A 10,644-nucleotide genomic window follows, 5' to 3' on the forward strand; every position below is an offset into this window, starting at 1 on the left:
GAAATGCGTCGCTATGTCGTAGAGCGAGCTTTCCTGCTCGCGCGGTCCCGTCGCCGCGCAGCAATCGCTCGGCACGACCACCTCATAGCCCTGGAAAAAGGCGTCGTGGACGGTCGATCGCACGCAGATGTTGGTGACCACGCCGAAGATGACCAACTGGTCGACCTGCATATCCCTGAGCGTCAGATCGAGGTCAGTCTGGAAGAAGGCTGAGTAGCGCCGCTTGATGACATGGATCTCATCGTCGCGGGCGCCGAGATCCTCGATGATCTCCGGTCCCCAGCTGCCCTCCACGCAATGCGGCGTGCGCTTGACCCATTCGCGCTCGCGGCGCATGCCCGGCCGGTGCGCATCATGGACCCAGATCACCGGCACGCCGCGCGCGCGGGCGGCCTCGATAACAGCCAGCTGCGGCGCCACCAGCGTCTCATATCCCGGCAGCACCATGGCCCCGCCGGGTTTGCAGAACTCGTTGACCATATCGATGACGATAATGGCTGCGCGTTGCGGATCAAGGCGCATCGCGTCATCGTGCCGATGTGAGGAAAAAACGTCCACGGCCATGGCGGACTCCTTTGTCGATCGTTGATACTCATACAAAAAACTGTCGCAGATGCCAAGTCAATCCCGTTCGAAGCAAAGCCTGATTGCCAAGCCTGCGCAAGCCGCTCCGAGACGTGCCCACGTTGCTTTTTGCCACGAAATCACGTTGACAAGGAACACCGATCAAGTGTTCGATTTGTATGACCATCAATGATATTCAATTATCCGGACCGAGCCGGGCCGAGGGCTGAGACATGAGGACGACCGTTACCGGATCAAGTGGCCTGCTTGGCCGCCATGTCGCGGCGGCGCTGGTCGCGGCCGGTCATGATGTCACGGGCATCGATACCGTGGCGCCGGGCACGGCACCGTGGCGGCATGCCACCGCCGACCTGACCGATCTGGGATCGACCCTGCAGCTGGTGCGCGATTGCGATGCCGTCGTCCATATCGCGGCCATTCCGCGCCCGACAGGACGGGCCGGCGGCGAGGTGTTCAAGACCAATGTCGCAACCGCCTACAATGTCGTCGAGGCCGCGGCCATGGCTGGTATCGGGCGCTTCGTCTATGCTTCGTCCTTCAGCGTCTTCGGCTATCCCTTCTTCGAGAAGACGGTCGTTCCGCCATATCTGCCGGTCGATATGAACCATCCGGTCGGCGCGCAGGACCCTTACGGCCTGTCGAAATGGCTGGGCGAGGAAATCGTCGACGCGGCGGTGCGCAGAAGTGCCTTTTCGGCGGTCAGCATCCGCATGCCATGGATCCAGACCCCGCAATCCTTCTTCGCCGGCGTCGGCCCGCGCCGCGCCACCGCCGACAGCGCCCGCGACCTGTGGGCCTATCTCGACGCGCGCGATGCCGGGCAGGGCTTTCTGCGGGCGCTGGAATGGCAAGGCGACGGCCATCTGCGCGTCCTGCTCAGCGCTGCCGACACCTTCATGGAAGAAGAAACCGAAGCGCTGGTGCGCCGGGTCTATCCAGGCGTTGCCCTGTCGCGGCCGATCGCCGGTTTCGGTTCCATGCTCGATACGATCCATGCGCGCGAAACGCTCGGCTTCGAGCCACAGCATTCATGGCGTTCCTATCCACAGCCGGAGACCGAGGGATGAAAAGGTTCGACCAGAAGAAGGTCCTTGTCACCGGCGGCGCCGGCGCCATCGGCAGCGCTGCCGTCCGGCGCTTCCTCGACGAAGGCGCGCGCGTCGCCATTGTCGATCGCAACGGCGCTGCGGCCCGCGAGCTGGCTCGCGCTCTCGGCGACAACACCATCGCCATCGAAGCCGACGTCACCGACGAGAAGACTGTGCGCGGCGCCGTCGCAACCATCGTCGAGACATTCGGCGGGCTGGATGTGGTGTTCAACAATGCCGGCATTTCCGGCGTCGTCGCTCCCGTGCACGAACTGCCGGTGGAGGATTGGGACACCATCATCCGCATCAATCTGCGCGGCATCTTCCTCGTCCTGCAGGCATCGCTCCAGGCGATGATCAAGGCCGGGGCCGGTGGCTCGATCGTCAATATGGGCTCGTCCATGGCCGGTTGGGACGTGCTTGCGGGCGGCGCCGGCTATGTCGCCTCCAAACACGGCGTGGTCGGGCTGACGCGGGTGGCAGCACTCGACGCCGCGCCCTATGGCATCCGCGTCAACGCCATCTGCCCGGGCGTGATCGAGACGACGCTCGGCGTGCCGGCCTCCGGCGACGGCGATTTCAAGAGCAGCGTCCAGCATTTCGCCGACCGCATCCCGTTGCGCCGTATCGGCCAGCCGGACGACGTCGCGGCTGCCGTGGCGTTCCTCGCTTCGGACGAGGCAAAGCATGTCACCGGTGTCGACTGGCTGATCGACGGCGGCCAGACCTTGCAGAGCTGGGCCAACGCGCCGGCCGGCGACGCGTTTCCAAAGTATTGTTAGGTAAGGAAGCCGTCGCCGTCCGATAGGCCGTCGCGTCGGGACGAACTCTTCGCGTTAGACGCCGAAGCGGTCCTTCAATCGCCCCGAAAGGATCGCGGCCTTCACCCCGAGCGGCCAGAAGCGGTGAAACCGGATCGGCTTGAGCGGCGATATCGGCATGGGAAACGGCGTCGCCTCGTCGCCGCGCAGGCGCTGCGCCAGGGCGGCGCCCATCGCCGAGGCCATGGCGACGCCACGGCCATTGTAGCCAAGGCAGATCAGCACGCCGTCTTCCGGCTCATGAACATGCAGAAGGTGATCCTTGGTGATCGCAACCCGGCCGTTCCAGGCGTGCGTCCAGCGTGTTCCCGCAAGCACCGGCCAGAGCCGCAGCGCATAGTCGGTGAGGTAGCGGATGGCGGACGCATCGCCGATGGGTTTCATCGGCCCGCGGCCGCCCATGAGCAGGCGCTTCTCGGCGTCGATGCGGTAGTAGACGGTGATGTTGCCGGCCTCGTAGAGGACGGGCCTTTCGGGGAGGATTGCGGCCGCGACCGCCGGCGCAAGCGGTTCGGTCGCCGCGATCGCGCTGAACACCGGAACCAGCGATTGCCCCAGGCCCGGCCACAGGGTTCCGGTGTAGCCGTTGGTCGCGATAAGAACCTTCTCGGCGCTGACCGAGCCGTTCGCGGTTTTGAGGAGCCATCGTCCGGCCTCCCTCTTCAGCGAAAGCACTTCGCTGCCGCCGAATACCCGCGCGCCGGCGCTCTTGGCTGCGGTTGCCAGGCCAATTGTGTATTTCAAGGGGTGGAGGTCGCCGCCGCGGGCGTCGAACATGCCGGATATGTATCTGTCGGTTCCCGTGCGCGTTGCCATCGCCTGCGCGTCAAGCATGCTGACAGGCATTCCTCGCCGTTCGCATTGCGCTGATGTGGTCCGCACCGCGGCTTCCGGCTTCGGCCGGATCGCCGCGCGTATGGTGCCGTTCTGCCGCGCCTCGCATGCGATCGACAGGCGTCTGATCAGGCCGAAGGTGAAATCCGGCGCGCCATAGGAGAAATCGATCATCCGAGGCCCAAGCTCGGGGCCGAACATCGTCTCGATCGTGTCGGGATCGTATTTGAGCCCGGGATTGACCTGGCCGCCATTCCTGCCCGACGCGCCCCAGCCCGGCTGCTGGGCCTCGAGCACGGCAACGTCGTCGCCGGCTTCCGCCAGATGCAGGGCGGTCGCAAGGCCGGTGAAGCCACCGCCGACAATGGCCACCCGTGCCCGCTGCGCGCCGGCAAGGGCAGGGTAATTGGCGGTGCCGCCGGCCGTTTCGCGGTAGAGGCTCCGGGGCGGGCTGCTTTCAAGCATAGGGCAGGCTCTTACGACAAGGTGACTGGTCTGATGGTGGCGTGACTGCGTCCGCGAGGGGGACCCCACGGAATTGGCAGACCCTCGGATATCGTGCCCGGTGTGCGCAAGGCAATTCTGTATGCTTTTGGGAAATCACAACAGTTGCGTCAGGGCGGCCATGAAGTGGTCGTTCTCCGATGGCGAGCCGATGCTGACGCGCACATAGCTGTCGAAACCTTCCTGCTTCCAGGGTTTGACAATGACACCTTCACGCAGCAGGCCCTCGGCGAAGGCGGAGGCATTTTGCCGGCAGTTGAAGAACAGAAAATTGCCTCGCGAAGGGGCGACTTCGAGGCCCTTGCTCGTCAGGAAATTCTCGACACGGGCTCTCTCCGCCTTGGCCAGCGCGACGACCTTGGCGAGGTGTTCCTTATCCTTGAGCGCCGCGAGTGCTGCGGCCTGCGCAACGCCATTGGCGTTGAACGGCGTGCGCACCCGGTCGAGCAGCGCGCGCAATTCCGGGTCACCGACGATACCGAAGCCGATGCGCAATCCGGCAAGCCCGAACGCTTTGGAAAAAGTCCGCAGCACGATCCAGGACCGGTCGCGCTTGCCGAGGTCAGGCAGGGACGAGGCATAGTCGTCGCCCTCGGCATATTCGGCATAGGCTTCGTCGATGACAACAAGCGTCTCGTCCCCGACTGCGTCCAGCACCCGCGACAGGTCACCGCCGGAGAGCCAGCTGCCGACCGGGTTCATCGGGTTCGAAAACAGCAGCATGCGGGGCCGTTCGCGCACCGCCTCGATCAGGGCGTCAGCGTTGATGGTGAGATCGTCATTGACGGCCACGCGGTTGATGGTCGCGCCCATCAGCGTTGCATAGTCCTCATGCAGCGGGAATGACGGATAAAGGGTGACGACCGTATCGCCGGGCCGCAACACGGCACGGCTGATGACGGAGAGAAGATTCTCCGAGCCATTGCCGAGGATGATTTGGTCCTCGCCGACATCATATCTGGCGGCGATGGCCTGGCGCAGCTCGCGCCCGGCCGGATCCGGATAGAGCCGGAACATCTCGGCGCCGGCCTGCATCATCGTGGCGAGTGTCGGGCTCGGGCCAAGCGGGTTTTCATTCGAGCCCAGCTTGGCGATCCTGACTGGCGCGTATCGCTGCATGACCTCGGCGATGGTCAGTCCGGAATTGTAGGGCGACAGGCGCGTGACTTCGGTTCGGACCATGTCTGAAGCTTTCGACACGAGCGGGCTCCTCTGCGGTTGGCCGATCGACTTCCGTCTTCGGCCGGGTTCTCAAATGCCGGGTTTCGCGGCATCGTCCCGGGGCAAGCCAGGTCACCGATGGGCGCGCTGATGCGGCGAATTTTTGTCAGGAGTAGCGTAGCCGAAATGGTTTGTATATGCTTGTATATGTAACTTGATCTGATAGTCTCGACATCGAAGCGGGAACCGACACCGGCAAGGAGGATCACATGCGCAATGCTTCTCTGTTCGATCTCGCCGGCAGGAAGGCGCTGGTTACCGGCGCCAGCCGAGGCATCGGCCGCAGCATTGCCGAGGCTCTGAGCGCGGCCGGCGCCGATGTCGCGGTGACCGCGCGCAGTCTGGCCTCCCTCGAGGAGATCATAGCGGCGATCCGTGCGGCTGGCGGGGTGGCGCATGCCGTTGCCCTCGACGTCACCGATGTCGGCCGTTGCCGGGCCGCCACCGCCGAGGCCGCGAGCCTGCTTGGCGGTCTCGACATTCTCGTCAACAATGCCGGAATAGAAGAGGTCCGACCCTCGCTCGATGTCGACGAGGCGTTGTGGGACCGGATCGTCGATACCAATCTCAAGGGCGCGTTCTTCTGCGCCCAGGCGGCGGCGCGGCAGATGCGCGAAGCCGGCCGGCCCGGCGCCATCATCAATCTCTGTTCGCTGACTTCAGAAGTCGGCATTCCGACCGCGGTGCCGTATGGCTCGTCGAAGTCCGGCCTGCTCGGCATGACGCGGGCGCTGGCAGTGGAGTGGGCGGATCTCGGCATCCGGGTCAACGCCATCGCTCCGGGCTATTTCAGGACGGCGATGACGGATGTGTTCTACAGCAACGAGGCATGGCAGCAGTCGATGCTGGCCAAGATCCCGCAGCACCGTTTCGGCGATCTACGAGACCTGCACGGCGTTGCCGTGTTCCTTGCCTCGGATGCGGCAGCCTACATAACCGGCCAGTCCATTCCGGTGGATGGCGGTTTTCTCGCATCGATCTGAGGCGGCTCGCCATAGGTTCGAAATCAAAATCTTCCGCACTGTGACCGGCTGGCACGTTGCGTTCTAGCAAAGAGGAATACCCATGTCCGACATCAGCTTCCACGATCTGTCATCGCTCGATGCCACCCAGCGGGCCAATCTGCTGAAACGCGCCGAGGCCGATCTGTCGGTCTTCGTCGAAAAGGTCCGCCCGATCATCCAGGCCGTCAAAGACGAGGGTGACGCCGCTTTGATCCGCTTCGCCAGGGAACTCGACAAGGCCAATGTGGCTGAGGGCGGACTGAAGGTCTCGGAGGCCGAGTTCGACGCGGCATTCGACAAGGTCGAAAAGGATGTTGTCGAGAGCATCAGCTTCGGCATCGACAACATCAGGCGTTTCCACGAGGAGCAGAAGCCGGAAACCATGTGGCTCAAGGAAGTCCGGCCGGGCGCCTATGCCGGCGACCGCTACACGCCGATCGCGTCCGTCGCGCTCTACGTGCCGCGCGGCAAGGGCGCCTTTCCGTCGGTGACGATGATGACGTCGGTTCCGGCTGTCATCGCCGGCGTGCCGCAGATAGCCATGGTGACGCCGCCAACAGCGGACGGTTCGGTGGATGCGGCGACCCTCGTCGCCGCGCGCCTCGCCGGCGTCAGCGCYGTCTACAAATGCGGCGGCGCCCAGGCCGTCGCCGCCGTCGCCTACGGCACCGAGACGGTGAAGCCCGCGCTCAAGATCGTCGGCCCGGGCAGCCCGTGGGTGGTCGCGGCCAAGAGCGTGCTGTCGTCGATCATCAACACCGGCCTGCCGGCCGGCCCGTCGGAAGCCATCATCTTTGCCGATGACAGTGTCGACGGCGGCCTTGCCGCGCTTGATCTTTTGATCGAGGCCGAGCACGGGCCGGATTCCTCGGCCTATCTGGTGACGCACAGCCGCAAGGTTGCCGAAGCMGCSCTWGCMGCAMTTCCAGAACACTGGTCGCGGATGACCGAACAGCGCGTGGAATTCTCGCGCGCGGTGCTGACCGGCAAGCGCGGCGGCATCGTGCTGACCGCGTCGCTGGAAGACAGCTACCGCTTCATCAACGACTATGCGCCCGAACATCTCGAAATCCTGTCGAAGGAGCCGTTCGCGCATCTCGGGCACATCACCGAGGCGGCCGAGATATTGATGGGCCCGCATACGCCGGTGACCCTTGCCAACTTCGTCCTTGGGCCGAACGCCGTGCTGCCGACCAGCCGCTGGGCGCGGACCTATGGCCCGCTCTCGGTGACGGATTTCGTCAAGCGCTCGTCGGTCGGCTATGTCACTTCCGCCGCCTATCCGGAACTGGCGATGCATGCCCGCAGGCTCGCCCGCTACGAGGGTTTCAGCTCGCACGAAAACGCGGTCTCGGAGATCCGCGACCGCTACCTCGCCGGCTGAGCGGAGACGATCGCGATGAAGGCGGCACGGCTTTATGGACCTGGCGATCTGCGCGTCGAGGATATCGCTTCGCCGGGCATCCCGGATGCGGGCTGGGTGAAGCTCAGGGTCGATGCCGCCGGCATTTGCGGTTCGGACTTGCACAATTTCCGCACCGGCCAATGGATAAGCCGGTCGCCTTCGACGGCCGGCCACGAGCTGACCGGCACGGTGGTCGCGCTCGGCGAGGGCGTCGACACCGTCGCCGTCGGCGACAGGGTGGTTGCCGATTCCCGTTTCTGGTGCGGGCACTGCGCGCAATGCCGGGCCGGCAGGCGGCACCTCTGCACTTCGCTGGGCTTCGTCGGCGAAGTCTGCGACGGCGGCTTCGCCGAACAGGCGGTGCTGCCCGCGCGTCTGCTGCATGTCGTCGATCCGGCGCTTGACGAGCGGGTCGCGGCGATGGCCGAGCCGCTCAGCGTTGCGCTGCATGCGGTGCGGCGTCTGCCGAAGACGGCAGGCTCGGTGCTTGTCGTCGGCTGCGGGCCGATCGGTGGTCTTGCCGCGCTGCTGCTGTCGCGAAGCTTCGCCGGCACCGTGCTTGTCGCCGACCGCAACCAGGCGCGCTGCGCCCGCGTGTCGCGGGTGACCGGGGCAACAATTGTCGACCTCGACCGCGACGCCATTGCCGCCGCGACCGCCAATGCCCCCTTGCTGGCCGCCGTCGAGGCGACCGGCAGCATCGCCGCATTCACCCAGCTGCTCGGCATTCTCGATTCCGGCGGCGCGGTGGCGATGGTCGGCATCTTCCACGGCCGTCTCGACATCGATCCCAATCTTCTGGTCGAACGCGAAATCGCGCTGCTGGGATGCCATGCCTTCGCCGACGAACTGCCCGACGCCGTGCGAATGCTGGGTGAATTGAGCGAGCCGCTGCTCGCCCTGATCGATCGCGAGATCGGCCTCGACGAGATACCGGCTGCCTATGAGCGGTTGTTGGCGGGGCAAAGCGACGGCTTGAAAACAATCATCCGCATACGGCAACCTGTTGAGCCGGCGTGATTTCCGATAAATTGCCGGAAAGGACTTTGAAATGATCGAGTTGCCCGATACGGCGAGCCCTCTCTACGAGAAGGTGAAGGACTACATCCTGACCAACATCGGATCGGGCCGGTGGGGCAAGGACCGCAAGCTGCCCTCCGAAAACGAGCTGGTGGCCTCGCTGGGTGTATCGCGGATGACGGTTCACCGCGCCTTGCGGGAACTGACCGCGGCGGGATTCCTGATCCGGCTGCAAGGTGTGGGCACGTTCATCGCGCCGCCCAGGCCGCAATCGACGCTGATCGAGATCAACAACATCGCGGCCGAGATCGTCGAGCGCGGTAACCGGCATCGCTCCGAAGTGCTCGTGCTGGAAACCATCACGCCAACCAAGGAGCTCGCGCTGTCGTTCGAGTTCCCGAAGCGGGTCTCGATCTATCATTCGGTCGTCGTCAATTTCGAGAACGATTTGCCGGTGCAATTGGAAGAGCGCTTCGTCAATCCGAGCCTGATCCCCGACTACGACAAGCAGGATTTTTCGAAGACGGCGACCTACGACTACCTCATGCAGAAAACCCCGGTGACCGAGGTCGAGCACATCATCTCCGCCATCCCGGCCGACGCGGAGACGGCGCGGCATCTGAGCATCGATGTCGGCAGCTGCTGCCTGTTTCTGCACCGACGGACATGGACGGGCGCGATCGTCGCCACCATCAGCAAGCTGACTTATGTCGGCAGCCGCTACTCGCTCGGCAGCCGCTATTCCCCCTCCAAGCCCAACTGACGGCAACGGGCGATTGCGTGACAGATGGCGGGAGGCTGATGGGTCGAATTGGCAGGAAATTTATGTCAGTCCAACTTGTATATGCATGTATGTATTTTAGCCTTGACATCCGTTCCCGCTGACGCTGAAATATCCCTGCACTTCACCATGAAGTGGTGGGCAAGACGCCGGGGCACAGTGCCGCGAGAGCAGAACCCCACAGTCTCACCAGACCGGATGCCTGGGTAAAAAAGCGGTCTGATCATCAAGGGGAACTAGATGATGCGTAACCTAGCAGGACAATTTCGCGCGCTCGTGATGGCCGCCGCCGTCGGGCTCGCCGCCGCGCCAGTGGCCCACGCGGCCGATGCGGCCATTCCCACGACGCCCGAGGCAGGATCGTTCAAGATCGGCATCGAGCCCTGGCTTGGCTATGGCCAGTGGCACGTCGCCGACGCCAAGGGCCTGTTCAAGACGAACGGCCTGTCGGACGTTCAGATCGTCAATTTCGCCGAGGACAAGGACATCAACGCCGCGCTCGCCAGCGGCCAGCTCGACGCCGCCAACATCGCGACCCATACGGCGATGGGCATGGTCGCCGCCGGCCTGCCGGTGAAGATCGTGCTGCTGCTCGATGTCTCGATGACGGCCGACGCCATCATCGCCGGTAAGGACGTCACCTCCATCAAGGACCTCAAGGGCAAGCAGGTTGCTTTCGAGGAAGGCACGACGAGTGACATCCTGCTCAAATACGCGCTCTCCAAGAACGGCATGTCGATCGACGATGTGAAAGCCGTTCCGATGCCGGCGTCCGACGCCGGCGGCGCGCTGATCGCSGGTCAGGTTCCGGTCGCGGTCACCTAYGAGCCKTAYCTCACCGTCGCCATGGCGCAGAACAAGGACGTCAAGCTGCTGTTCACCGCCGGCGAGGATCCCGGCCTGATCAGCGACGTGCTGGTGGTGCGCGACGAGGTGATCAAGTCGCGGCCCGGCCAGGTGCTGGCCATGATCAAGAGCTGGGACGCCGCGCTCAAGGATTACAATGCCGACACCCCTGGCGGCCGCGCCATCATCGCCAAGGCGGTCGGTTCCGACGTCAAGGACCTGAACACCGCCTTCGACGGCGTGCGCTACTACTCGCTCGCCGAAAACAAGACGGCGCTCACCGGTGATTTCACCACCAAGACCTTCGCCGATGTCGAAGCGGCCGCCAAGAACGCCAAGCTGCTGCAGGCCGACGTGACGCCGGAGCAGATGATCGACCCGTCCTTCGTCAAGGCGGCGGAATGACAACGGCCGGATCGCGGTGGTAACGCAGATGTCCGCAGAGCCGCCCGCGAAAACCGGCTTGGCGCGCCGCGCGCCAAAGGCGGCCACAAAGCAAGCCAGGCGCCGCCGATCCTCCGGGATCGGCGTGCCT

Annotated in this window: 10 protein-coding genes; 7 read left to right on the forward strand and 3 right to left on the reverse strand. The window is 64.4% G+C overall.

Annotated features, from left to right (window positions below):
• The coding region (locus AC1DX0_RS23555) for a cysteine hydrolase family protein (protein WP_477357022.1) at positions 1-564 on the reverse strand (564 nt) is incomplete at its 3' end.
• A gap of 233 nt (positions 565-797) precedes the next feature.
• Between AC1DX0_RS23555 and AC1DX0_RS23560 the strand changes: the two genes are divergently transcribed.
• Together AC1DX0_RS23560 and AC1DX0_RS23565 are read left to right on the forward strand one after the other, a co-directional pair.
• Complete coding sequence (locus tag AC1DX0_RS23560) at positions 798-1,652, forward strand: NAD-dependent epimerase/dehydratase family protein (RefSeq protein WP_477220885.1); 855 nt, start codon at positions 798-800, stop codon at positions 1,650-1,652.
• Positions 1,649-2,455, forward strand: a complete 807-nt coding sequence (locus tag AC1DX0_RS23565) for an SDR family NAD(P)-dependent oxidoreductase (protein ID WP_477220886.1) — start codon at positions 1,649-1,651, stop codon at positions 2,453-2,455. The genes AC1DX0_RS23560 and AC1DX0_RS23565 overlap by 4 nt, the downstream gene beginning before the upstream one ends.
• A 54-nt stretch (positions 2,456-2,509) precedes the next feature.
• Here the strand turns inward: AC1DX0_RS23565 and AC1DX0_RS23570 are convergent, their stop codons facing one another.
• Together AC1DX0_RS23570 and AC1DX0_RS23575 are read right to left on the reverse strand one after the other, a co-directional pair.
• Positions 2,510-3,793 carry an NAD(P)/FAD-dependent oxidoreductase gene (locus AC1DX0_RS23570; RefSeq protein ID WP_477220887.1) on the reverse strand — a complete coding sequence of 428 codons (1,284 nt, stop codon included), beginning with the start codon at positions 3,791-3,793 and terminating at the stop codon, positions 2,510-2,512.
• 135 nt (positions 3,794-3,928) lie between these two features.
• Positions 3,929-5,032 (reverse strand): histidinol-phosphate transaminase, encoded by a 1,104-nt coding sequence (locus tag AC1DX0_RS23575; RefSeq protein ID WP_477220888.1) that lies wholly within the window; start codon positions 5,030-5,032, stop codon positions 3,929-3,931.
• A gap of 230 nt (positions 5,033-5,262) precedes the next feature.
• Between AC1DX0_RS23575 and AC1DX0_RS23580 the strand changes: the two genes are divergently transcribed.
• The 5 genes from AC1DX0_RS23580 to AC1DX0_RS23600 all read left to right on the forward strand — a co-directional run bounded on the left by AC1DX0_RS23580 (position 5,263) and on the right by AC1DX0_RS23600 (position 10,514).
• Positions 5,263-6,036: an SDR family NAD(P)-dependent oxidoreductase gene (locus AC1DX0_RS23580; RefSeq protein ID WP_477220889.1), complete on the forward strand. Its 774-nt coding sequence runs from the start codon at positions 5,263-5,265 to the stop codon at positions 6,034-6,036.
• 82 nt (positions 6,037-6,118) lie between these two features.
• Entirely contained in the window at positions 6,119-7,441 is a 1,323-nt protein-coding gene (gene hisD, locus AC1DX0_RS23585; protein WP_477357024.1) for a histidinol dehydrogenase, read from the forward strand.
• A gap of 15 nt (positions 7,442-7,456) precedes the next feature.
• On the forward strand, positions 7,457-8,482 hold the full coding sequence (locus tag AC1DX0_RS23590; RefSeq protein WP_477220891.1) for a zinc-dependent alcohol dehydrogenase: 1,026 nt from the start codon (positions 7,457-7,459) through the stop codon (positions 8,480-8,482).
• A 31-nt stretch (positions 8,483-8,513) separates the two neighbouring features.
• Entirely contained in the window at positions 8,514-9,245 is a 732-nt protein-coding gene (hutC, locus tag AC1DX0_RS23595) for a histidine utilization repressor (RefSeq protein WP_477220892.1), read from the forward strand.
• Between the two features lie 261 nt (positions 9,246-9,506).
• Positions 9,507-10,514 (forward strand): ABC transporter substrate-binding protein, encoded by a 1,008-nt coding sequence (locus AC1DX0_RS23600; RefSeq protein WP_477221092.1) that lies wholly within the window; start codon positions 9,507-9,509, stop codon positions 10,512-10,514.
• Positions 10,515-10,644 lie beyond the last annotated feature (130 nt).

The organism is Mesorhizobium sp. P3_A9 (assembly GCF_056402975.1).